The sequence below is a fragment of the Enterobacter sp. CGMCC 5087 genome, assembly GCF_003144775.1.
In the GTDB taxonomy this organism is placed as follows: Bacteria; Pseudomonadota; Gammaproteobacteria; order Enterobacterales; family Enterobacteriaceae; genus Enterobacter; species Enterobacter cloacae_M.
This window is the reverse complement of sequence record NZ_QFXN01000116.1, coordinates 24,279-45,231: the sequence shown is the minus strand read 5'-3', so window position 1 is coordinate 45,231 and position 20,953 is coordinate 24,279. Positions and strand designations below refer to the sequence as shown.

General features: G+C 55.2%; 24 protein-coding genes and 1 pseudogene. 9 read left to right on the top strand and 16 right to left on the bottom strand.

The window, feature by feature from the left end; translation table 11 throughout:
- Window positions 1-27: 27 nt before the first annotated feature.
- Window positions 28-990: an FAD:protein FMN transferase gene (locus DEO48_RS11535; protein WP_109845226.1), complete on the top strand. Its 963-nt coding sequence runs from the start codon at window positions 28-30 to the stop codon at window positions 988-990.
- On the opposite strand, the gene dcuR is transcribed toward DEO48_RS11535, so the two are convergent.
- The gene (gene dcuR / locus DEO48_RS11530) at window positions 971-1,690 is read right to left on the bottom strand and encodes a two-component system response regulator DcuR (RefSeq protein ID WP_023312324.1); all 720 of its coding nucleotides are present in this window, start codon (window positions 1,688-1,690) and stop codon (window positions 971-973) included. The genes DEO48_RS11535 and dcuR overlap by 20 nt on opposite strands.
- Window positions 1,687-3,303 (bottom strand): sensor histidine kinase, encoded by a 1,617-nt coding sequence (locus DEO48_RS11525; protein WP_029742130.1) that lies wholly within the window; start codon window positions 3,301-3,303, stop codon window positions 1,687-1,689. Before DEO48_RS11525 ends, dcuR begins: the two co-directional genes overlap by 4 nt.
- A gap of 164 nt (window positions 3,304-3,467) precedes the next feature.
- Between DEO48_RS11525 and DEO48_RS11520 the strand changes: the two genes are divergently transcribed.
- The gene (locus DEO48_RS11520; protein WP_109845225.1) at window positions 3,468-4,331 is read left to right on the top strand and encodes an N-acetylmuramic acid 6-phosphate etherase; all 864 of its coding nucleotides are present in this window, start codon (window positions 3,468-3,470) and stop codon (window positions 4,329-4,331) included.
- Window positions 4,332-4,383: 52 nt separating this feature from the next.
- Here DEO48_RS11520 and ompC read toward each other — a convergent pair whose 3' ends face one another.
- Complete coding sequence (gene ompC / locus DEO48_RS11515; protein ID WP_109845224.1) at window positions 4,384-5,496, bottom strand: porin OmpC; 1,113 nt, start codon at window positions 5,494-5,496, stop codon at window positions 4,384-4,386.
- A gap of 284 nt (window positions 5,497-5,780) precedes the next feature.
- On the opposite strand from ompC, the gene DEO48_RS11510 reads away from it, so the two are divergent.
- The 3 genes from DEO48_RS11510 (at window position 5,781) to DEO48_RS11500 (ending at window position 8,431) form a co-directional block, all read left to right on the top strand.
- On the top strand, window positions 5,781-6,482 hold the full coding sequence (locus tag DEO48_RS11510; protein ID WP_109845223.1) for a phosphohydrolase: 702 nt from the start codon (window positions 5,781-5,783) through the stop codon (window positions 6,480-6,482).
- 61 nt (window positions 6,483-6,543) lie between these two features.
- Window positions 6,544-7,959 (top strand): DNA cytosine methyltransferase, encoded by a 1,416-nt coding sequence (locus tag DEO48_RS11505; RefSeq protein ID WP_109845222.1) that lies wholly within the window; start codon window positions 6,544-6,546, stop codon window positions 7,957-7,959.
- Entirely contained in the window at window positions 7,940-8,431 is a 492-nt protein-coding gene (locus tag DEO48_RS11500) for a very short patch repair endonuclease (RefSeq protein WP_109845221.1), read from the top strand. Before DEO48_RS11505 ends, DEO48_RS11500 begins: the two co-directional genes overlap by 20 nt.
- On the opposite strand, the gene yedA is transcribed toward DEO48_RS11500, so the two are convergent.
- Window positions 8,403-9,317, bottom strand: a complete 915-nt coding sequence (yedA, locus tag DEO48_RS11495; protein ID WP_109845220.1) for a drug/metabolite exporter YedA — start codon at window positions 9,315-9,317, stop codon at window positions 8,403-8,405. The genes DEO48_RS11500 and yedA overlap by 29 nt on opposite strands.
- A gap of 178 nt (window positions 9,318-9,495) precedes the next feature.
- On the opposite strand from yedA, the gene DEO48_RS11490 reads away from it, so the two are divergent.
- From DEO48_RS11490 to dgcQ, 3 genes are all read left to right on the top strand, one after another.
- Window positions 9,496-10,407, top strand: coding sequence for a DUF808 domain-containing protein (locus tag DEO48_RS11490; RefSeq protein ID WP_032658668.1), 912 nt, complete (start codon window positions 9,496-9,498; stop codon window positions 10,405-10,407).
- A 78-nt stretch (window positions 10,408-10,485) separates the two neighbouring features.
- Entirely contained in the window at window positions 10,486-10,668 is a 183-nt protein-coding gene (locus DEO48_RS11485; protein WP_023312315.1) for a YodC family protein, read from the top strand.
- A gap of 73 nt (window positions 10,669-10,741) precedes the next feature.
- Entirely contained in the window at window positions 10,742-12,430 is a 1,689-nt protein-coding gene (gene dgcQ, locus DEO48_RS11480; protein WP_109845219.1) for a cellulose biosynthesis regulator diguanylate cyclase DgcQ, read from the top strand.
- Here dgcQ and DEO48_RS11475 read toward each other — a convergent pair.
- Both DEO48_RS11475 and yodD read right to left on the bottom strand, forming a co-directional pair.
- Window positions 12,427-13,227 carry a mannosyl-3-phosphoglycerate phosphatase-related protein gene (locus DEO48_RS11475; RefSeq protein ID WP_109845218.1) on the bottom strand — a complete coding sequence of 267 codons (801 nt, stop codon included), beginning with the start codon at window positions 13,225-13,227 and terminating at the stop codon, window positions 12,427-12,429. The two genes, dgcQ and DEO48_RS11475, sit on opposite strands and share 4 nt — an antisense overlap.
- 301 nt (window positions 13,228-13,528) lie before the next feature.
- Window positions 13,529-13,756, bottom strand: a complete 228-nt coding sequence (yodD, locus tag DEO48_RS11470; RefSeq protein ID WP_008500310.1) for a YodD family peroxide/acid resistance protein — start codon at window positions 13,754-13,756, stop codon at window positions 13,529-13,531.
- Between the two features lie 129 nt (window positions 13,757-13,885).
- Between yodD and dsrB the strand changes: the two genes are divergently transcribed.
- Window positions 13,886-14,074, top strand: coding sequence for a protein DsrB (gene dsrB / locus DEO48_RS26775; protein ID WP_013097741.1), 189 nt, complete (start codon window positions 13,886-13,888; stop codon window positions 14,072-14,074).
- A 101-nt stretch (window positions 14,075-14,175) separates the two neighbouring features.
- On the opposite strand, the gene rcsA is transcribed toward dsrB, so the two are convergent.
- The 10 genes and pseudogenes from rcsA to fliJ form a co-directional block, all read right to left on the bottom strand.
- The gene (gene rcsA / locus DEO48_RS11460) at window positions 14,176-14,799 is read right to left on the bottom strand and encodes a transcriptional regulator RcsA (RefSeq protein WP_008500313.1); all 624 of its coding nucleotides are present in this window, start codon (window positions 14,797-14,799) and stop codon (window positions 14,176-14,178) included.
- A gap of 286 nt (window positions 14,800-15,085) precedes the next feature.
- Window positions 15,086-15,878: pseudogene (gene fliR, locus DEO48_RS11455) on the bottom strand (flagellar biosynthetic protein FliR); the annotation flags it as partial.
- Between the two features lie 7 nt (window positions 15,879-15,885).
- Window positions 15,886-16,155: a flagellar biosynthesis protein FliQ gene (gene fliQ, locus DEO48_RS11450; RefSeq protein ID WP_008500315.1), complete on the bottom strand. Its 270-nt coding sequence runs from the start codon at window positions 16,153-16,155 to the stop codon at window positions 15,886-15,888.
- A 9-nt stretch (window positions 16,156-16,164) separates the two neighbouring features.
- Window positions 16,165-16,902 (bottom strand): flagellar type III secretion system pore protein FliP, encoded by a 738-nt coding sequence (fliP, locus tag DEO48_RS11445; RefSeq protein WP_008500316.1) that lies wholly within the window; start codon window positions 16,900-16,902, stop codon window positions 16,165-16,167.
- Complete coding sequence (fliO, locus tag DEO48_RS11440) at window positions 16,902-17,276, bottom strand: flagellar biosynthetic protein FliO (protein WP_021241389.1); 375 nt, start codon at window positions 17,274-17,276, stop codon at window positions 16,902-16,904. The genes fliP and fliO overlap by 1 nt, the downstream gene beginning before the upstream one ends.
- Window positions 17,277-17,278: 2 nt before the next feature.
- Window positions 17,279-17,692 (bottom strand): flagellar motor switch protein FliN, encoded by a 414-nt coding sequence (gene fliN / locus DEO48_RS11435; RefSeq protein ID WP_008500318.1) that lies wholly within the window; start codon window positions 17,690-17,692, stop codon window positions 17,279-17,281.
- The gene (gene fliM / locus DEO48_RS11430; protein WP_008500320.1) at window positions 17,689-18,693 is read right to left on the bottom strand and encodes a flagellar motor switch protein FliM; all 1,005 of its coding nucleotides are present in this window, start codon (window positions 18,691-18,693) and stop codon (window positions 17,689-17,691) included. Before fliM ends, fliN begins: the two co-directional genes overlap by 4 nt.
- Before the next feature lie 4 nt (window positions 18,694-18,697).
- A complete protein-coding gene (gene fliL, locus DEO48_RS11425; protein WP_021241388.1) occupies window positions 18,698-19,168 on the bottom strand; it encodes a flagellar basal body-associated protein FliL in 471 nt (156 codons plus the stop codon).
- A gap of 106 nt (window positions 19,169-19,274) precedes the next feature.
- A complete protein-coding gene (gene fliK, locus DEO48_RS11420) occupies window positions 19,275-20,507 on the bottom strand; it encodes a flagellar hook length control protein FliK (protein ID WP_109845217.1) in 1,233 nt (410 codons plus the stop codon).
- Complete coding sequence (fliJ, locus tag DEO48_RS11415) at window positions 20,504-20,947, bottom strand: flagellar export protein FliJ (RefSeq protein ID WP_021241386.1); 444 nt, start codon at window positions 20,945-20,947, stop codon at window positions 20,504-20,506. The genes fliK and fliJ overlap by 4 nt, the downstream gene beginning before the upstream one ends.
- Between the last annotated feature and the right edge of the window lie 6 nt (window positions 20,948-20,953).

Below are 20,953 nucleotides of genomic sequence, written 5' to 3'. Positions count from 1 at the left end.
CCGGGGCTACATCTGAGGACTCCAGTCATGCCTGATGACCATCGCGTTTACAGTTATTCCGCCGTCCTGATGGGCTCACCCATTCTCCTGAAACTCTTCTCCCACGACGAAGCCCTCGCGTCCCGCGTGTTTCGCCTGATCAAACAGTACGAAGATCTGCTCACCGTCAACCGCGCGCACTCGCAGGTGATGGACATTAACCATGCGGCTGGCCAGCATCCGGTTACCGTCAGCCGGCCGGTGTTTGAGCTGATCCGCTGTGCAAAAGCGGCAAGCCTGTTCAGGGACAGCGCCTTTAACCTGGCGATAGGTCCGCTGGTGAAGCGCTGGAAAATTGGCTTTCAGGGGGACAGCGTTCCGCCTGCGGAGGAAATTGCGTCGCTGCTGGCGATAACCCGTCCTGAAGATGTCCTTCTTGATGAGGCCAGCAGCAGCGTGTTTCTGACCAGAGCGGGGATGGAGATCGATCTGGGGGCCATTGCCAAAGGCTATATCGCCGACAGGGTGCGTGATTACCTGCATAAAGAGGGCGCTGAGCTGGGGCTGATCAACCTCGGTGGAAACATTCAGACGTTAGGCTCGCCGGAAGGGGGCTGGAGCGTGGGGCTGAAAAAACCGTTCGCGGGGGATGCGCTGATCGGCACGATGACCGTAGAGAACCTGTCCGTCGTGACGTCTGGAACCTACGAGCGCTACTTTGAGCAAAACGGCAGGCGCTATCACCATATTCTCGATCCGCGCACCGGGTATCCGCTGGACAACGAGCTGGACAGCGTGACGATTGTTTCGAAAGACTCTATCGACGGCGATATCTGGACCACGCTGATGTACGGCATGGGGGTAGAGAAGGGCTGCGCTGTGCTGCGCTCTCGTCCTGATATCGAAGCGATTTTTGTGACCAAAACAAAAGAAGTGGTGATCTCATCGATGCACCACTTCCGTTTTACCTTGCTGGATAACGACTACCGCGTTACTGACAGTATTGCTTGAGCAGGCCGGTCTGCTCCGGCTGGAGACGATAGCGATACACCGGACGCCCGGTGGCACCGTAGTGAATGCTGGTGAACAGAATGTTGATTTGCGCGAGCCAAATCAGGTATTTACGGCAGGATACGCGGGAGATATTGACGGCGTTAGCCAGGTCATCGGTAGAAAATTCCGTCTCCGGGTGAGCGTCAATCCACTGGCAAATCGTGCGCAGCGTTTGCGGCGTTAACCCCTTCGGCAGCTTTTTACTGTCCGCCAGTTCCGGCGCCCCACCGTGGATCAGCCGGTCGACGTCGGCCTGCTCATAATACTGGTGCGAACCCATCAGGCTGTGCTTTGCCTTCCAGCCGTTCAGCGCCTCTTCAAAGCGCGGGAACTGGAACGGCTTAATCAGATAATCCACCACGCCGTAATGGATAGAGGTCTGGATCGTGGCGGCGTCAGCAGCCGATGAGATCATAATCACATCGATTGGGCGCCCGGATGCGCGAATAACGGGCAGCAGATCCAGCCCGTTATCCTGCTGCATATAGACATCCAGCAGCACCAGATCGACAGGATGCCCGGGGTTATTAATGATGGCCTCGGCCTGGTTTAGCGTGGAGGCGACGCCGCAGCAGCTAAAACCTTCAACACGGTTGACATACAGACGGTTGAGGTCGGCTACCATGGCGTCATCATCGACAATTAATACATTTATCACGCGATATTCCTCTCGCTATCCCAGGGGATGTGAACAAAAAATTGGGTAAATACGCCTGGCTCAGACTCGACGGTGATATCGCCGCCGAGGTTCTGGATTTGCTGGCGAGCAAGGAACAGCCCAACGCCGCGGTTTTCACCTTTTGTTGAGAAGCCCTTTGTAAAAATAGCCTCCAGCTGAGCGGGATCAATGCCGGGGCCATCGTCGCTCACTTCGCAGCTGAGCCAGCCGTTCTGATAATGCAGCAGCAGGCCGATCTCACCTTCCTGCTGTCCTTCCATCGCGTCGAGCGCGTTTTCAATGAGGTTACCCAGCACGGTGATCAGCACCGCGACCTGCTCTTCGCTCGCGGTATCCGGTATCTGGCATTCATCCGCCAGCGTCAGGGTGACGCCCGCTTCTTTCGCCCGATTGATTTTACCCAGCAGGAACCCGGCAATAACCGGGGATTTTACCTTGCTCTGTATCGTACCGATATCCGTCTGGTAATTATGAGCCGTCTGGATGATGTACTCTTCCAGCTTGTCGTAGCGCTTCATGTGCAGCAGGCCCAGGATCACATGCAGTTTATTCATAAACTCGTGCGTATGGCTGCGCAGGGCATCGACGTAGTTAACCATGCCATCAATACGCTGCATCAGCTGGCTGATTTCCGTTTTATCACGGAAGGTGGTGATGGCGCCGATCACCCGGTCCTGGCTTTTAACAGGCACCATGTTGCAGAGCAATAGACGACCGTTACAGCTGATCTCCTGATCCTGGCGCGCGACGCCCGTCTTTGAAACTTCGCGCAGGCTGGCCAGAAGGGGCGCGCTGGCGTTTTCGGTCTGCTTGCCGGAGGGGAGAAGCAATATTTCTCTGGCGGTCTGGTTGATCATCGTCACGCGCCCGTGAATATCGACGGCCAGCACCCCCTCGCGAAGCGACTGCAGCATCGCCTGACGCTGTTCGAACAAGGCGGAAATTTCGTAAGGTTCGAGCCCGAACAGGATGCGTTTCAGTACCCGCACCAGACCCCAAATCGCCATGGAACTCATAAAAATACTGAACAAAATGGTCCAGACGGCGTTTAGCCGTCCGCGGGCAATCTGATCTTCCACTTTTTTGAGGGAGATACCGACCACCACCACGCCGATCTGGTCGTGCTGGCTGTCGTAAACGGGGGTGAAGACGCGAAGCGCTTCCGCGAGGGCACCACGGTTTACGGAGACATTCTCTTTACCTTCCAGTGCAGGCTCCAGGTCGTTGCCAATAAAGTGCAGGCCGATGAGGGCTTCGTTCGGGTGCGAATAGCGAATCCCCCGCATGTCGGTCACCACGGTGAGCAGCAGATCGTTGCGTTGGGTGACGGCTTTGGCGATGGGCTGAATGATATCCGCCTGGGGTGGCTGCATCAGGCCGCGTTGGATCTCCGGGCTGTTGGCCAGCGTTCTGGCGATACCCAGAGCCGTATCTTTAACATCATCGCGGGTCGCCCGGGTGATTTGTACGGAGTAGAGCGCAAAGACCACCAGCAGCACAGAGGCAATAATCGCGCACACCATCAGCGTGACCAGGGTGTTCAGCTTCATGGGGCGCTTGCGCGTCGTAAGGAAAGGCTGCAAATCGCTCATTAACACTCCGCGATAATTAGGAAAGGGGTAATTATCGCCGATGACGCGCTTTTCTTAAAGCCATGTAAAGGCGTGGATTTGCTCCCCTTTTCGTGACCCTCCTCGCAGGTCGTCTATATAAAACACTTTATAGTGTGTGGGTACTCATAATAAGGAGGCTGTTTATGAGCGTTATGCTTACCGGTTTGGTCAAGGAAAGACGGCACGCCAGCACGATGAATATTGATAGATTGTCCACGCTGGACATGCTGAAAGTCATTCACCAGGATGATGCACTCATTTCTGCTGCTATTACCCCCTGTTTAAATACTATTGCCCGCGTGGTGGACAATGCCGCCGCGACGCTCAGCCACGGTGGTCGCCTGATCGTCGTTGGCGCGGGGCCGTCAGGGCGCGTAGCGCAACAGGTTGCCGATGAATATGCGCCGGGCAAAACCCCTGTAATGGCCGTTACGGCACAAGAAGGGGAAGGGTGCTACGAGCGCGGCGTTGCCGATTTGCAGGCCATCAAGTTTGGTGAACACGATATGATGCTGGCCGTGACCGTCAGCGGAAAAACGCCGTGGGTCTGGGGTGCAATGCGCCATGCGTGGTCGCTGGGTTCACCGGTCGCCATTGTTACCGGTGATGCGCAAAGCGAAGCCGCGCAGCTGGCAAGCATGGTTATCGCTCCGGAGCTGGGGGCCGATGTCGTCGCAGGCTATATCAACACTAAAGCGGGGATCGCGCAAAAAATGATCCTCTCGATGATCGCCACCGGGCTGGCCGTCCGCACCGGACGGGTTTACAGCAACCTGCGCGTGGATCTTGAGGCAAGCGCGACCAAATGGGCTGAAAGGCAAATCGCCATTGTGATGGAAGCGGGGGGATGCTCCCGGGCTGAGGCAAAAGCCGCGCTGGCGAGCTGTAACCATAACTGTAAAACGGCGGTATTGATGGTGCTGACAGGGCTGGATGCATGGAAAGCCCATGAGCTGCTGGCGCAGAATAACGGGTTTATCCGCGTGGCGCTGCAGGAAGCGCCGTAATGACAGCGAAGAAATAAAAAGGCCGCCATTGCGGCCTTTAGTATTTTGGGGATTAGAACTGGTAAACAAGACCTGCTGCTATGATGTCATCGGTGCTGATGCCATTCGCCTTGTAGAAATCGTCACCTTCATCCAGCAGGTTGATTTTGTAGTCAACATAGGTGGACATATTTTTGTTGAAATAATAGGTCGCACCCACATCCGCATATTTCACCAGATCTTTACCACTTCCGTAGTAGGAATTCAGATCCTTACCTTTAGACATCAGGAAAGAGACCGCAGGACGCAGGCCAAACTCAAACTGATACTGCGCGGTGGCTTCGACGTTCTGTGTTTTATTAGCGACAGCATATTCCTTATTGCCGTAAGGCGTCATATTGCGGGTTTCCGCATACATGGCTGCGAGATAGATATTGTTGGCGTCGTATTTCAGGCCAACGGTCCAGACGTCAGCCTTGTCACCACCAGCCGTTGTTTTGGTAACCTGATCGTTGGTACGGTCAGATGAGGCATATGCCGCAGCGGCGTTGAATCCCATACCGAAATCGTAGGAGGTTGAAATACCCCAACCATCACCGTTTTCTTTGCGGATATTACGGCTATTGTTGGTCCCTTCCTGATCGTTAGAGGCACTTTCATTATTGCCCTGATACTGAACCGCGAAATTCAGGCCCTGAGCCAGACCAAAGAAATCATTATTACGGTAGGTTGCAACACCGTTTGTACGGCCGGTCATAAAGTTATCGGTATAGGTATAGGAATCTCCGCCGAACTCAGGCAGCATATCGGTCCAGCCTTCAACATCGTACACCACGCCGTAGTTACGACCGTAGTCGAATGAACCGTATTCACCAAATTTCAGACCAGCGAAGCCAAGGCGTGTCCATGACTGATTGCCTGAGTTCTCTGTTTTGTTAGCCTGAATATTATATTCCCACTGGCCATAGCCGCTCAGCAGGTCGTTGATCTGCGTTTCGCCTTTGAAGCCCAGACGAACGTAGCTTACGTCGCCATCTGAACCCGTGTCGTCAGAGAAATAATGCAGACCATCTACTTTACCGTACAGGTCGAGTTTATTGCCATTGCTGTTGTAAACTTCAGCCGCATTTGCTATGCCTGCAATTAATAATGCAGGTGCAATAATTGCCAAAACTTTTCTTTTCATTATATATTCCCTTGAAAGATAATTTATATGAATATATGTAATCACTCTCCGAAATTACAGGATGGATACTATTCCAGGATGTGTTATTTAGTTCTAAAAACAAATGTAACTAAAACCTTTTAAATATTACTAAATATTTCAATTGATCTCTTTATTTTTCTTGTGAATTAGTTGCTTGAATTTATATGGTGTAATTATTATTAAGTATTTCGAATTCCTATTTTTTAATTGGTTTAATTTGCCTGTGTTATAATTCTTTCTCTTTTAGACGACAGGACATGACGATGGAACTTGCCCGGTGGCAGCAACGATTTGAGCACTGGCTCGAGGAGAATCACAGCACCGACGATACCGCACATGATATTTCGCATTTTCGTCGGGTCTGGATGACGGCGCAAAAAATCATGGTTCACCACATGGTCGAGCCGCTGGTGATTCTGACCGCATGCTATTTTCACGATATTGTCAGCCTGCCGAAAAACCATCCTGAACGCAGCCGGTCGTCACGGCTCGCGGCGCTTAAGACGAGCGACATTCTGCGCCACGACTTCCCGGAATTTCCGCCAGAGCATATTGCCGCCGTCGGGCACGCGATTGAGGCGCACAGCTTCAGCGCCGGGATTGCGCCGCAGAGCATGGAAGCCAAAATTGTGCAGGACGCAGACCGACTGGAAGCGTTAGGCGCTATCGGTCTGGCGCGCGTCTTTGCCGTCTCGGGCGCGCTGAGCGTGCCGCTTTTTGATGCTGACGATCCCTTTGCCGATGCGCGTATCCTTGACGATCGTGCGTTTGCCCTAGACCATTTTCAGACCAAGCTGCTGCGATTGCCTGATACAATGCAAACGGAAATGGGCCGCGAGCTGGCACGTCACAATGCCGATTTCCTGATCCAGTTTATGGCGAAACTCAGTGCCGAATTACACGGCGACTGCATCGGGCTGGATAGCCAGGTGTTGAGCCGCTTCCGTCGCAGTTTGCGCAACTGAACTGTGGTAATCTGTTCCCAGTCTTTACTCTCCGGTTAAAAGAATGCAGGAAAATCTATCAGTGACAGAGCCCGCGCCCGAGCAGGCTGAGAAATCAACGGCAACGGTGCAGGCGTTGCTGCACCAGCTGTTGGATATCTATGATGCTAAAACGCTGGCCAATATGCTGGTGGCGCACGGCGAGAGCCACTGGAGCCCGGCGATCCTTAAGCGCCTGCTGACCAGCGAACGCGCAGGGCGTCGCCTGAGTGAAGGCGAGTTTCGTTATCTGCAAAACCTGCTTCCGCGTCCTCCTGCCGCGCATCCGAACTATGCCTTCCGCTTTATCGATCTGTTTGCCGGTATCGGCGGTATACGACACGGTTTTGAAGCTATCGGCGGACAGTGCGTGTTTACCAGCGAGTGGAACAAGCATGCCGTCCGGACCTACAAGGCCAACTGGTACTGCGATCCGCACGAGCACCAGTTCAACGCGGATATCCGCGATGTCACCCTGAGCCATAAAAGCGGCGTGAGCGATGAACAGGCCGCCGAGCACATTCGCCAGACGATCCCGGCGCATGACGTGCTGCTGGCCGGCTTCCCGTGTCAGCCCTTCTCGCTGGCCGGTGTCTCCAAAAAGAATGCCCTTGGACGCGCCCACGGCTTTGCCTGCGATACCCAGGGAACGCTGTTTTTTGATGTGGCGCGCATCATCGATGCCCGTCGCCCGGCCATCTTTGTGCTGGAAAACGTTAAAAATTTAAAGAGCCACGACGGCGGAAAAACCTTCCGCATTATTATGCAGACCCTGGATGAGCTGGGTTATGACGTGGCCGACTCGCAGGACATGGGCGCGGACGATCCCAAAATCATTGATGGGAAACATTTCCTGCCCCAGCATCGCGAACGTATCGTGCTGGTGGGTTTCCGCCGCGATCTCAATCTCAAGGGGGATTTCACCCTTCGTGATATCCCGTCTTTGTATCCAGAGCGTCGTCCTACCGTGGCCGACCTGCTGGAACCTGTCGTTGACGCGAAATTTATTCTTACCCCGGTGCTGTGGAAATACCTCTACCGCTATGCCAAGAAGCATCAGGCGAAGGGCAACGGCTTCGGTTTTGGGATGGTAAACCCCAACGATCCGCACAGCGTGACCCGTACGTTGTCCGCTCGCTACTATAAGGATGGGGCAGAGATCCTGATCGACAGAGGCTGGGACAAGGCGCTGGGTGAAAAAGATTTCGACGATCCGCACAACCAGCGTCACCGTCCGCGACGCTTAACGCCGCGGGAATGCGCCCGGTTGATGGGATTTGAGACCCCGCAGGGCTACCGCTTCCGCATTCCGGTTTCGGATACCCAGGCGTACCGCCAGTTTGGTAATTCGGTGGTGGTTCCCGCATTCGCAGCCGTGGCAAAACTGCTGGCCTCGCGCATCAGACAGGCGGTGGCACTCCGTCAGGGTGAGGCCGTCAATGACGGATGTTCACGATAAGGCCACGCGCAGCAAAAATATGCGTGCCATCGGCACGCGTGACACCGCCATCGAAAAGCGCCTGGCCGGACTGCTGACGCAGGCGGGGTTTGATTTCCGCGTGCAGGATCCCGCGCTTGCGGGTCGCCCCGATTTCGTCATCGACGCCTGGCAGTGCATCATCTTTACCCACGGCTGTTTCTGGCATCACCACGACTGCTACCTGTTTAAGGTCCCCGCGACGCGCACCGATTTCTGGCTGGATAAAATTGGCAAGAACGTCGAGCGCGACAGCCGGGATCTCAGCGCGCTGATTGCGCAGGGCTGGCGGGTAATGATCGTCTGGGAGTGTGCGCTGAGAGGCAGATTAAAACTGAACGATACCGATCTGACCGAGCGGCTGGAAGAGTGGATCTGCGGCGGCGGCCAGACCGCGCAGATCGACACGCAGGGGATTCACCTGCTTAAGGTTTCTCCACCTCGCAAGGCGTGACCACCGGTTTTGCGGGCAGTAAATATTTGCCCAGGGTGACCAGCACGACGGCAAACACGATGATCCCTAAAGCGATCCATTCCACAGGTGAGAGCGTTTCTCCCCCCAATCCCGTTCCGAGCAGCACGGCCACGACCGGGTTGACGTAGGCATAGCTGGTCGCGACAGCAGGGGAGACATTGCGGATCAGGAACATATAGGCGTTAATGGCGATGATGGAACCAAACAGCGCCAGGTAGCCTACCGCCAGCAAGCCCGACAGCGGCGGCAGGGTCGTCAGCTTTTCTCCCGTCAGCGTGGAGGCGAGCAGCAGCACAATTCCGGCGGCGAGCATCTCTATCGCGCCCGCCATCATGCCGGTCGGCAGTTCGATACGCGAACCGTAGACGGAACCAAACGCCCAGCTCATCGAGCCAATCAGAATGATGATTGCGCCCCACGGATTCCCGCTCAGGTTACCGCCGCTGTTCAGCAGAATGATGCCGGCAAGGCCAATACCAATCCCCAGCCATTCCAGCTTGCGGGTGCGGATACCGAAAAGGCGGCTAAAGCAGAGGGTAAACAGCGGTACGGTGGCAACGACCACGGCGGCGATCCCGGACGGTACGTTCTGGTGCTCGGCAATCGTTACAAACCCATTTCCCACCGCAAGCAGCAGCAGGCCGATCAGGGCGGCATTCATCATCGGGCGCAGCGGGGGAAGCTTATGCCCGCGCAGCAGCAGGAAGGCCAGCAGCAGCACGCCAGCCGAGAGAAAGCGGATGCCCGCCATCATCAGTGGCGGCCAGCTTTCCACGCCGATGCGAATGACAAAGTAGGTTGAGCCCCAAATGATGTACAGCGAAAAGAGTGCCCCAATGAGCGGTAGCAATTGCCGGAAACGCATAATCCCTCACGACGAAATAAAAAGGTCGCTGATAGTAAACGCGAAAACTATCGCGCTGGCGAGCCCTTTAATTGTGTAGCTGATGTGAATTTTTTGTTGACGCGAGGTGGGTGTTTCCGGGTTTGCGCTTTTGCTCCATACTATTCACCTAATTACCAAAAAATGAAGGATTAAGATTTTGGCAGGAAGTAGCTTGTTAACATTGCTGGATGATATTGCGACCTTACTGGATGACATTTCAGTGATGGGGAAACTGGCGGCGAAAAAAACCGCAGGCGTGCTGGGAGATGATTTATCGCTTAACGCCCAGCAGGTGAGTGGGGTAAGAGCTAACCGTGAACTGCCGGTGGTGTGGGGCGTGGCAAAAGGCTCCTTCCTGAATAAGGTGATTCTGGTGCCGCTGGCGCTGCTGATCAGCGCGTTTATTCCCTGGGCCATCACGCCGCTGCTGATGATTGGCGGTGCATTTCTCTGCTTCGAGGGCGTAGAGAAGGTCCTGCACTCCTTCAGCGCGCGCAAGCAGAGCGATACGCCGGAGATGCGCCAGCAGCGTCTTGAAGCGCTGGCCGCTCAGGATCCGAAAACCTTTGAGCGCGATAAGGTCAAAGGCGCTATTCGGACCGACTTTATCCTGTCCGCAGAGATTGTCGCCATTACGCTGGGCATCGTGTCTGACGCGCCGCTCCTGAATCAGGTTCTGATCCTCTCCGGCATCGCCATTCTGGTCACCGTCGGCGTCTACGGCCTGGTGGGACTGATCGTCAAGCTGGACGATATCGGCTACTGGCTGGAAGAGAAATCGAGCGCGGTGGCAAGAGGCATCGGCAAAAGCCTGCTGGTGCTGGCCCCGTGGCTGATGAAGAGTTTGTCGGTGGTAGGCACGCTGGCGATGTTCCTCGTTGGCGGCGGGATCGTGGTTCACGGTATCGCGCCTCTGCACCATGCTATCGAACATTTTTCCTCGGCGCAGGGGGCCGTTGTCGCGGCAATTCTGCCCACGCTGCTGAATCTGGTGCTGGGCTTTATCATTGGCGCTATCGTGGTTGCGGCAGTGAAGCTGGTTGAAAAAATACGCGGCACGTCGCACTAATTGTTACCCCTTGTGGGGTGCAAAAAGACCATTCCTCGTCTAAATTGAAACAGTTTCACCCTGATACAGGAGGCAGGTATGGTCTTTTTGGTCAGTGATGAAGTTAAGCCTAAGAAGGGCGGCCCACGTATGATTGTGACCGGGTATTCCAGCGGAATGGTGGAATGTCGGTGGCACGATGGCTATGGCATCAAGCGGGAAGCATTTCGTGAAGATGAGCTTCAGCCGGGGGACGGGCAGCACCAGCGGGACAAGGCTTAATCACATAACGCCCGGCTTTGCCGGGCGTTTTTATCTCCAGTACCGGGTGTAAGGCAGCGATCATGGAGTGTGTGTGCAGCGCGATACCTTTGTTGTAAGAGAATCCTATTTGCAATGGCTGCATAAGCGTAGCAATCCGGGGTTGATTGTTAATCTCTGTTTTCTGGTCGTTCTGGTATTTTCGACTCTACTGACCTGGCGCGAGGTGGTGGTACTGGAAGAAGCGTACATCTCCAGCCAGCGTAACCATCTGGATACGGTGGCCAGTTCGCTGGACAGGCAGCTGCAGAACAGCGTGGACAGGATGCTGCTGTTTCGTCAGGGCATGCGCGATGCAATCCAGACGCCGCTGGCATTTGATGTACTCCAGAACGCGGTATCACGCTTCGATACTGTCCGCATGCTACCTACCTGGCAGCTTGCCGTTGATAAAAAACGCACCCTTCCCATTAACGGTGTCTCGGATGCATTCGTCGAGAAAACCACGTTTCTGAATCGTGACGCTGAACGCCTCAGCCACGAGATTTCTGCCACGCTCGAAGTGGGGTATCTGCTCAGGCTGGCGTCGTCGAGAGCACAAACGGAAGCGCGCGTGATCTACGTCTCCCGCGCGGGATTTTTCGTTTCCACGGATACGCCGGACCAGGCGGGCGACATTACTTCCCGCTATTACCATCTTGTCACGCAGTCCTGGTTTACCCAGCAGTCAGAGCGGAACAATCGCGCTCGCGCGGTGCGCTGGTTCATCTCCACCCCCTCATCCAGGACCAATGATGAACGAATGATCACCGCCAGCGTCCCCATCTATTTCGACCATTACTGGTATGGCGTCGTGGCGATGGATTTTACGTTGGGCACCATGCAGCGTCTGCTGGCCGATGCGACGGAAGACCGAACGGAAGGGGAGTATCAGCTGTACGATACCCGGCTCAATATGATTGCCACCTCTGCCCATACGGAAAACGCGGTTAACCATTTTGACGAACGCGAAACGGCGCAGATTGCGCAGGCGATTGAGCACGCTACCGGCGGCGGGATCCGCCTCGGAAGCCGTTTTGTGAGCTGGGAGCGGCTCGATCACTTCGACGGCGTTGTCCTGCGGATCCACACCCTGCACGAAGGGGTACAGGACGACTTCGGCAGCATCAGTATCGTGCTGGCGCTGATGTGGGCGCTCTTTACCGCCATGCTGTTGATCTCGTGGCTGGTGATCCGCCGCATGGTGAGTAACATGTACACGCTTCAGCACTCGCTCCAGTGGCAGGCCTGGCATGACCCGCTTACCCGGCTGAATAATCGCGGCGCGCTGTTCGACCGCGCAAAATTGCTGGCGGAAACCTGTCGCCAGCAGTCGCTGCCGTTCTCGGTGATTCAGATCGATCTCGACCATTTTAAAAACATCAACGACCGCTTCGGCCATCAGGCCGGGGATAAGGTGCTCTCCCACACGGCAGGGTTGATTGCCAGCGCGTTACGCAAGAATGATGTGGCAGGGCGCGTAGGCGGGGAAGAGTTTTGCGTCGTCCTGCCGGGGATCGGCCTGGAGGAGGCGAGAAGCGTTGCGGACCGTATTCGCTGCCGCATCAACAGTAAGGAGATCCTGGTGAAGAAGAGCACGACCCTGCGCGTCAGCGCGTCGCTGGGGGTCAGCAGCGCGGATGAAGCGGGAAACTACGAGTTTGAACAGCTCCAGTCCGTGGCGGACGTCCGGCTGTATCAGGCCAAACAGAGCGGGCGTAACCGGGTCGTCTGGCGGGATTAAGAGAAGAAGTGATCCAGCCCCTCCTGCCAGCCTGCCGGGCCGGGCTGTCGGGTGTGATAAACCCGGGCGGGGTTATCGTCCCGTAGCGTGATGCCCTCACGGTTAATGCCCTTAATCACTACCGCGAAGTCAACGCTGTCGAGCAGCGGCGCATCATTGGGACCGTCGCCGAGTCCCAGCGTGGTGGGTTCAATCTCTTCCAGCTCGCGGTATTGCTCAATCAGCCAGTTCACCGCAACGTCTTTGCCGCAGCGGGCGTCCAGCACATGCCAGAAGCGCGCGCCCTGCAGGCATTTCAGGCCGGCATTCGCCAGCTCCTCTTCAAACTGAACCATTTTCTCGTCGGTATCGCGCCAGATGAGCGTGACGGACGCTTCATGCTTGCGGGCAAGCGCCGAACGGTAGCGCGACAGTCCGGTCCACTCGCTGATAACATGCTCATCCACGTCGTCAAAGGTAGTGAATTTATAGCCCGTCTGCAGGCGTATTTGCTCGATTCGCGGGCGAATATCCCGGTGCGTCATCCCCCTGATCTGGCGCTGAATCTTATCCCAGCGTACGTCAGGCTGAATCACCGCGCCGTTCTCGGCAATAAAAGGCAAGCCTTCAAGCCCCAGATCCAGCTGGAGATCCAGCATCTCTGCCGCGGTCTTGCTGCTGCAAAGAATGACCGGAACCTGATTATCCATCAGCCTGTCCAGCCAGGACATGGCGGGTTGCCACTCATAGGTGTGAATATCCAGCAGTGAACCATCCAGGTCAGAGAAAATCAGCAATGTATCCCGCAGTGAAGGCATAGCGACTCCTGGTAACAGATGCGTTTCGACCTAAGAAAATTCCTAAAAAATGATTGAGGCGAAAACCGGAGGTAAGAGGGGTGCCCCTGGCAAACCCGCATTCGGCGTGTGTTATTGCTCATAACAAAAAGCATTATGTTAAAAATATTATATTCATCGTAAGAATATATGCTTGTCAGCCAAATTCGTTGGGGATAGTGTGGCATGTACATCAGATTTCCTGGTGTAACGAATTTTCAAGTGCTTCTTGCATAAGCAAGTTTTGATCCCGGTCATCCCCATGACCGGGATTTTTTTCGCCCTACCGATTGGCTTCAGACACGCTAAAGTCGTGAATATCAAGCTCGAAGGCCTCCGCCAGCTCGCGATAGGTGTGATAATCCCTTCCGTTGACGATGACGCGGTCCGAATTGTCGTCCGACCGGCGGACTTCTGACTCACTGATCTCATTGATGGCGGCCAGCAGGGCATCGACATCCACCTCGACTTCGCGCTTGATGGTGTCGCTGTACTCTTTATCGGTCTTCATTACGGGGTTCCTCATTCAACCGTGTCCAACGGTAAGTATAGACTGTGCATAAAAACGCCATTCACACCGGGCGGCGATGTGCGTTTTTGCGTTTTGTTCTACACTGGCTCAAAACCAGAGGAGGAATGTATGAAGGTCAACGATCGGGTAACCGTTAAAACGGACGGTGGGCCGCGCCGCCCGGGTGTGGTGCTGGCAATTGAAGAGTTTAGCGAAGGCACAATGTACCTGGTATCGCTTGAAGACTACCCGCTCGGCATCTGGTTTTTTAACGAACTGGGGCATCCGGACGGTATTTTTGTCGAGAAGGCGGAGTAGCACGGCGTCGGGTAGCACATCGCGTGCCCAACAACCTCTCCAGAAGCAAAAATCTCTGGCCAGGCCAGAGATCAAAGGTAGGGTGCACAGGTCTTAAGCGACTAACGCATGTTGACGAAAATCCCGTTCGTCACATTATCGGTCAGGCGTACCACGTGGTAGATCACTTGCTTATTATGCGTTTTAATTTTCCTTTTAATATTTCCTTTGTGTGACGAAACGGTTTTCGCTTTAATATTCATCTGGTCAGAGATCTGAATAGTTCCTTGTCCCGCCATCCACATTCGCAGCATACTTGATTCAGTCCTGCTTAATGATAGGGTGGGTAAGTTAACCGCTCCTACATTTTTAACTTCTTTATTCAAATAATCACCCAGAATGTCATCCAGCGACTCGGGTTTAATCGATTTAGAACTGATCAATAAATTTTTACGGACCAACAAATACTCATCGAAATGGATATTCGCGATCGCCATAAAAACAATAAACAGGGTTTTTGGATGCTGATTAATGATTTGCTTAATGTGCTGACTGTTGGCTGGATCGTGAATGAAACAGTCCTCATTAATAAACACCACGCCTGGTTTTAGTTCGTCACAAGCGGCTGCGAGTTCGTCAACGGTGTGTGCATCGTTGATGTCTCTCTTTCTTACCCCTCTGCTTGCCAGGTACCCGGTTAACCCTAGCCGGGTGTAGCTGCATAAATCCATAATGATCGTTGACATGGCATACCCTCACTCAATGCGTAACGATAATTCACCATCTGCCTGAGAGCTCAAAACAGCCATACGGGATGGAAAAAATAATAAACCTGTGAGCATGACAAAGACTTTCAGGCGGACTCACTATCCCGTAAAGTTACGTATAATTTGCCAGGAATCTTCTTAAAGTAAAGTAAATATTAAGTATTGTGAGATGGTTAGAAACAATTAAACCGCGTCAGATATATCCTGGAAGATGTTTTACGCGTTTTATTTTAGGAATATCCTCAGAAAGACAATAGCAACAGTGAGGGTTATTATTTACGTGGCAGCTCGCTGACAATATCCGCTAACAGGTTGAATATCTCGCCGAATAAATGTTCACAGAAGGGAGCGATAAGTGGCATTAGTAATGACATTAATAAAATCCCAACCGTCAGCGTCAGCGGAAAACCAATGACAAATACTGAAAGCTGCGGTGCCATTCGGTTGAGTAAACCTAACGCCAGGTTGACGGTCAGCAGCAGGGTGATGATCGGCAGTGCCAGCATCAGCCCGTTCAGGAAAATTAGCCCCGCAGCGCGGGTAAGCGCGAGGAAAGCGTTGCTGTTCACCGGATTTTCGCCAATCGGCAGCGTATGGAACGTATCCACCAGCATGGAGATAAGCCAGAGATGGCCGTTGAACGACAGGAACAGCAGCATGGCGAGTAGATCGATAATGCGCGCCAGCACGGGCATGTTGAGATGACTACCGGGATCAACAAACGTGGCGAACGATAGCCCCATCTGCAGGCCGATCAGTTCCCCTGCGGTACGCACCGCGGCAAAGGCGAGCTGCATGGTAAAGCCGACGGCGACGCCAATCATCACCTGCTGCAGGGCCACCCACACCGCGTTCGCCGAGAAGATCGGAATATCCACGGGGGGAAGAGAGGGTGCGACGATAATGGAGATGATAATGCCCAGCCCCACCTTGACGCGCTTGGGTATCGATTTCTCACTGAGAATCGGGGCGGTGGATATCAGCGCCATGATGCGCAGCATCGGCCAGAAATAGACGCCGAGCCACTGAACCCACTGGTCGCTGGTGAAGTGCAGCATCGTCAGGTCAGCCGATGATGTACGGCAGATTGGTAAACAGGTTGCGCATATAGTCCAGCAACAGGTTCAGCATCCACGGCCCGGCCACGATAATCGCCACGAACACGGCGATGATTTTCGGGATGAACGACAGCGTCATTTCGTTAATCTGCGTGGCGGCCTGTAGGATACTGATAATCAGACCGGTAACCAGCGCGACAAGCAGCAGCGGCGCGGCAACGGCAATCGCGATTTTCATCGCTTCCGTGCCCATCATCATGACCGATTCGGGTGTCATTGCCGTTCCTTAACTGTAGAAACTCTGCGCCAGCGAGCTGACCAGCAGCTGCCAGCCGTCGACCAGCACAAAGAGCATGATCTTAAAGGGCAGGGCGATGGTCGCGGGCGGCACCATCATCATCCCGAGCGCCATCAGGACGCTGGCGATCACCAGGTCGATAATCAGGAACGGAATAAAGATGGTAAAGCCAATCTGGAATGCGGTTTTCAGCTCGCTGGTCACATAGGCGGGCAGCAGAATACGCATGGGTACCGCTTCCGGTCCCTGCAGCTCGCCGGTGTTGGACAGGCGGGCAAAGAGGGCCAGATCCGCTTCACGCGTCTGGCGCAGCATAAATTCCCGCAGCGGCTGCGCGCCTTTATCCAGCGCTTCCTGCATGGAGATTTTATCTTCGCTGAACGGCTGGTAGGCGTCGGTGTAAATCTTATCGATCACCGGCGACATAATGAAAAAGGTCAAAAACAGCGCCAGCCCGAGCAGAACCTGGTTTGGCGGAGCGGAAGGGGTGCCGAGCGCGTTTCGCAGCAGACCAAAAACGATGATGATGCGGGTGAAGCTGGTCATCATCAGCAGGATGGCCGGAATAAACGTCAGCGAGGTGATGAACACCAGCGTCTGAACCGGAAGCGACCAGCTTTGGCCGCCGCCCGCGAGCGGGGTAGAAACCAGACCGGGCAGTTGCGCATAGACCGCGGGAGCAAACAGGCCAACGCCCGCAAGCGTCAGGGATAACAAACGGCGCATCAGGATCTCCCGGAACGCTTAAGCAAACTCTTCATCACGGACTGGAAATCCGCAGGGGCCTCTGCACGCTCGTCCACCACAGCAGGGGCGGGCGGCAGTTTATGTAACACGCTGATGTTTGACGCCGTGACGCCCAGGACCAGGCGCGCATCGTCCACCTCGACGATGACCACGCGCTCGCGTGGACCCAGCGTGGTGCTGGCGCTGACCTTCAGCCCGCGGGCACCGGCGGTTTTCCCCGCCAGGCCAAAGCGCTTCGCCAGCCAGGCGGCGATAAGAATAAAGGCAATAATACCGAACAACGCCCCGCTCACCTGGAGCAGAGGCGAGCCGGGAACGGCAGAAGGTTGCGATACTGTTGCCTGGGTTTTCATGCTTAACGGCTCAGACGACGCATACGTTCAGACGGGGTAATGATGTCGGTGATGCGTACGCCGTATTTATCGGCCACCACCACCACTTCACCCTGAGCAATCAGATAGCCGTTGATCAGGATATCCAGCGGCTCGCCGGCCAGACCGTCAAGGGCCACCACGGAACCCTGCGTCAGGCGCAGCAGCTCTTTAATGGTCATGCGGGTGCGTCCCAGCTCAACGGTCAGCTTAACCGGGATATCCATAATCAGGTCGATATCCTGCAGCGTGCCGCTGACATCACCGCCGCCGAGCTGCTGGAATACGGCATCCGCTGCGCTTTTGGCCGGGGTCGCTTTTTGCTCGTTTAACGCGTCAGCCCACAGATCGTCCAGTGCTCCGCTGTTTTCATCGGACGGATTGTTCATGTCACTCATTTGGGCTGTTCCTCATTCAGCGAATTCAAAATCGGGTTGATCAAGTGCTCAACGCGTAACGCATACTGACCGTTAATCGTGCCGTACTGGCTTGTCAGCACGGGGACACCATCCACATGGGCAATAATGCGGTCGGGTTTTTCTATCGGCAAAACATCACCGGGTTGTAATTTCAGGATCTGAGATAACCGCAGCGGGATATCGGCGAAGCTCGCCACCAGCTCAAGCTGCGAATGCTGTACCTGACGGACCAGATTTTCACGCCAGTTCTGGTCTTCGTTGCGCGAGTTCTCCAGCGGCGGGTTAACCAGCAGCTCGCGCAGCGGTTCGATCATGCTGAACGGCAGGCAGATGTTGAACTCGCCGGTCAGGTTACCGATCTCCACGTGGAACGGCGTATTCACGACGATATCGTTCGGGGAGGTGGTGATATTGGTAAATTTCACCTGCATCTCAGAACGGACGTACTCCACTTCCAGCGGGTTAATCGCTTTCCACGCGTCGCTGTAGGACTCCAGCGCCAGCTTCAGCATGCGGTTAATGACGCGCTGTTCGGTGTGGGTGAATTCGCGACCTTCTACTTTGGTCGGGAAACGCCCGTCGCCGCCGAACAGGTTATCCACCGCGATGAACACCAGGCTTGGCGAAAACACCACCAGACCGGTGCCGCGCAGCGGCTTCAGATGAATCAGGTTAAGGTTGGTTGGCACCGGCAGGTTGCGGGCAAACTCGTGATACGGCTGAATGCGGATCGCACCGACCGTAATATCCGGGCTACGACGCAGCAGGTTAAACAGCCCCATACGGAACTGACGTGCAAAACGTTCGTTAATGATCTCCAGCGCCTGCAGACGTTCACGTACCACGCGACGCTGTGTATTCGGGTCATAGGGACGAATATCGCTATCGCCGCCAATACCCGGTTGCGGATCATCACTTTTATCGCTGTCGCCGTTGAGCAGCGCATCGATTTCTGCCTGAGAAAGAATACTGTCGCCCATGTCGTTACCGCAGAATGAAGGCTGTATACAGAACGTCAGTGACTTCCTGCTTAGGTTGGCCGTTTACCAGCGGGGTCGCCAGCGTTTGTTTAATGGCGTCGACCAGCTTTTGCTTACCCACATCGGTAGCCAGCGCCGAAGCGTCCTGACGAGAGAACAGCAGCAGAAGGCGGCTACGCACTTCCGGAAGATAATCATTCAGACGCGCGCGCGTGGCTTCATCCTTCAGGCGCAGCGTAATACCGACATACAGCACACGATCCGCGTCACCGAGGTTCACGGTGAAGGTGTCCAGAGGGAAAAATACCGGCGCCGGCGGTGGTGCAGGTTCGGCTTTGGCCGCAGCGGTCGAAGGTTCCTGCTGCATACGCCAGTAACTATAGCCCGCGGTAGCGCAGGCGGCGAGCGTGATCAACACCAGCAGCGGGATCCAGATGGAACGCTTACTTTTTTTGGTGATAGCGGAGTCAGTCATCTGATACGAGCTTCCTGTTTCGGTACAGCTTAATAAGGTGATTATCCCGTGTCCTGCTGTCGTCAAAGCGTGGAAAAGACGGGGATAATCACGCTACCTCTGGCGTTTAGGCGAAGATGTCTACGGCACTGTTACCGCGCGCGGCGGATTGCAGAGCGGCAGGGACAGGCAGTAACTCATCGCTCTCGTCATTAAAGCCGCCGGTGTTGCCGGAACGCGAAGCCTGGTGCTGCTGCTGGGATGAGGACTGCTGCTGCCCGGCAAAGCTCTCGCTGCTGACGCTGCTTTGCGCAAGCTGAATGCCGTTCTCCGCCAGTGAGGTTCGCAGGACCGGCAGCGCGGCTTCCAGCGCCGCACGGACATGGCTGTGCGCAGAAACCATCTGCAGCTGCGCCTGGTTATCATCCAGCTTAAGCGAAATTTGCACCTGACCCAGATCTTCCGGGTGCAGACGCAGCTCGGCCGTCTGCTGGCCCTGTTTAGTGAACAGGGTGATGTGTTGGCTCAGGGACTGCTGCCATTCATGCGTACCCAGAGGCTGGCTTAACACCGGTGCGGTGGCGACGGTGGCGGCCGTCTGACTGGTCGCATGGCTGGACATAATCGGTGCCAGGGTCGCCGTCGGTGAGGCTGAGGAGGAGGAACTGGCAAGCTCCTGCTTCTCTGCCGTTGCGGCCACGGCCGGCGTGGCCGGCGCGTTACCCGACAGGGCCGGGTCGCTGTTTTTCGCCTGGCTCTGATAAGGCGCAGCACTCTGGGCTTTATCATGGCTTCCCGGAAGCGCGTTCAGGGACGGCTGGCCCGCGCCGTTTTGCGTCAGCGCCGCTGAACTCAGCGTTGCGGTGGCGGACACACCGTCACTGCCTGCCGCACGTGAGGTGCTGGTCTGCTGGTGCGGCAGCATGGCCATCAGCGCGCTTAACCCGGCCAGCTCCTCTTCGCTCAGCTCGCTTTTGCCGTCATCTTTGCTGTTGACCGCATTAAGCGTTTTCAGGGCATCACCCTTTGACAGCGGCACCAGCCCGGTAACCAGCGTATCAAGCGACGTAACGGGCGACGTTTCATCGCCATTCAGCGCAGTTTGACGCGAGAGCAGGTCGGCAATTTTGGCCTGCAGGGTGGTATCCCCTTTGGCGTCCTGAGCCACTTTTGACAGTTTACTGCCGGCGGCTTTCAGGTCAGCCAGGGTCAGCGGCGCATCTTTGCCCTTGCCCGTTGCGTCCGAGAGGGCGCCCGCCAGCAGAGAGAGAAAGTCCTGTGCACCGTCGGCGCCTTTCCCCGTTTGCGTGCCGCCTGACAGGTCGCTGTCGCTCATCAGCAGTTGTTGCAGTGTGATCATTCCGGTTTCCTCATTGATGCGCGCTGGGCAAACTCATCCATTTTTTTCTGATCCAGGCGGTTTTCCGCCAGGGTCGTTGCCGCGATCTGTCGGTCCTGTAAGGTCTGCCAGGCCTGCAGTCGCTGCTTCTTCTCGCGCCAGAAATTCAGCGCGGTATCGACTTTCTGGGTCCACTGGTGAAGCTGCTGGCGATGCTGATCTATCGCCTTCTCCAGCGTCTGGATAAACTGCTGATAGTTAATCCAGCGCTGGCTTCCAATGCCCTGTGTCATATCGGTATTGAGGTTGGTGCGATATTCATGCTGATAGTCGATTAACATCTTCAACTGTTCTTCAGCCTGCTGGCACCCGCGTCGCATTGCGCCAAGCTGCAATGCGGCATCATCAACTTCTTTTTCAGCCAGATCTTTCAGCGTTGATAACGCGCTGTTTTGCGCCATGACCTT

Excerpts from the sequence above, each read along its gene's own strand:
- fliO (WP_021241389.1), bottom strand. The coding sequence starts at position 17,276 with ATGAAAACCCAGGCAACAGTATCGCAACCTTCTGCCGTTCCCGGCTCG.
- rcsA (WP_008500313.1), bottom strand. The coding sequence starts at position 14,799 with ATGTCAACGATCATTATGGATTTATGCAGCTACACCCGGCTAGGGTTA.
- fliM (WP_008500320.1), bottom strand. The coding sequence starts at position 18,693 with ATGGGCGACAGTATTCTTTCTCAGGCAGAAATCGATGCGCTGCTCAAC.
- fliN (WP_008500318.1), bottom strand. The coding sequence starts at position 17,692 with ATGAGTGACATGAACAATCCGTCCGATGAAAACAGCGGAGCACTGGAC.
- fliQ (WP_008500315.1), bottom strand. The coding sequence starts at position 16,155 with ATGACACCCGAATCGGTCATGATGATGGGCACGGAAGCGATGAAAATC.
- fliL (WP_021241388.1), bottom strand. The coding sequence starts at position 19,168 with ATGACTGACTCCGCTATCACCAAAAAAAGTAAGCGTTCCATCTGGATC.
- DEO48_RS11520 (WP_109845225.1), top strand. The coding sequence starts at position 3,468 with ATGAGCGTTATGCTTACCGGTTTGGTCAAGGAAAGACGGCACGCCAGC.
- DEO48_RS11525 (WP_029742130.1), bottom strand. The coding sequence starts at position 3,303 with ATGAGCGATTTGCAGCCTTTCCTTACGACGCGCAAGCGCCCCATGAAG.
- ompC (WP_109845224.1), bottom strand. The coding sequence starts at position 5,496 with ATGAAAAGAAAAGTTTTGGCAATTATTGCACCTGCATTATTAATTGCA.
- fliJ (WP_021241386.1), bottom strand. The coding sequence starts at position 20,947 with ATGGCGCAAAACAGCGCGTTATCAACGCTGAAAGATCTGGCTGAAAAA.
- fliK (WP_109845217.1), bottom strand. The coding sequence starts at position 20,507 with ATGATCACACTGCAACAACTGCTGATGAGCGACAGCGACCTGTCAGGC.
- DEO48_RS11500 (WP_109845221.1), top strand. The coding sequence starts at position 7,940 with ATGACGGATGTTCACGATAAGGCCACGCGCAGCAAAAATATGCGTGCC.
- DEO48_RS11485 (WP_023312315.1), top strand. The coding sequence starts at position 10,486 with ATGGTCTTTTTGGTCAGTGATGAAGTTAAGCCTAAGAAGGGCGGCCCA.
- yedA (WP_109845220.1), bottom strand. The coding sequence starts at position 9,317 with ATGCGTTTCCGGCAATTGCTACCGCTCATTGGGGCACTCTTTTCGCTG.
- yodD (WP_008500310.1), bottom strand. The coding sequence starts at position 13,756 with ATGAAGACCGATAAAGAGTACAGCGACACCATCAAGCGCGAAGTCGAG.
- dsrB (WP_013097741.1), top strand. The coding sequence starts at position 13,886 with ATGAAGGTCAACGATCGGGTAACCGTTAAAACGGACGGTGGGCCGCGC.
- DEO48_RS11510 (WP_109845223.1), top strand. The coding sequence starts at position 5,781 with ATGGAACTTGCCCGGTGGCAGCAACGATTTGAGCACTGGCTCGAGGAG.
- DEO48_RS11535 (WP_109845226.1), top strand. The coding sequence starts at position 28 with ATGCCTGATGACCATCGCGTTTACAGTTATTCCGCCGTCCTGATGGGC.
- fliP (WP_008500316.1), bottom strand. The coding sequence starts at position 16,902 with ATGCGCCGTTTGTTATCCCTGACGCTTGCGGGCGTTGGCCTGTTTGCT.
- DEO48_RS11475 (WP_109845218.1), bottom strand. The coding sequence starts at position 13,227 with ATGCCTTCACTGCGGGATACATTGCTGATTTTCTCTGACCTGGATGGT.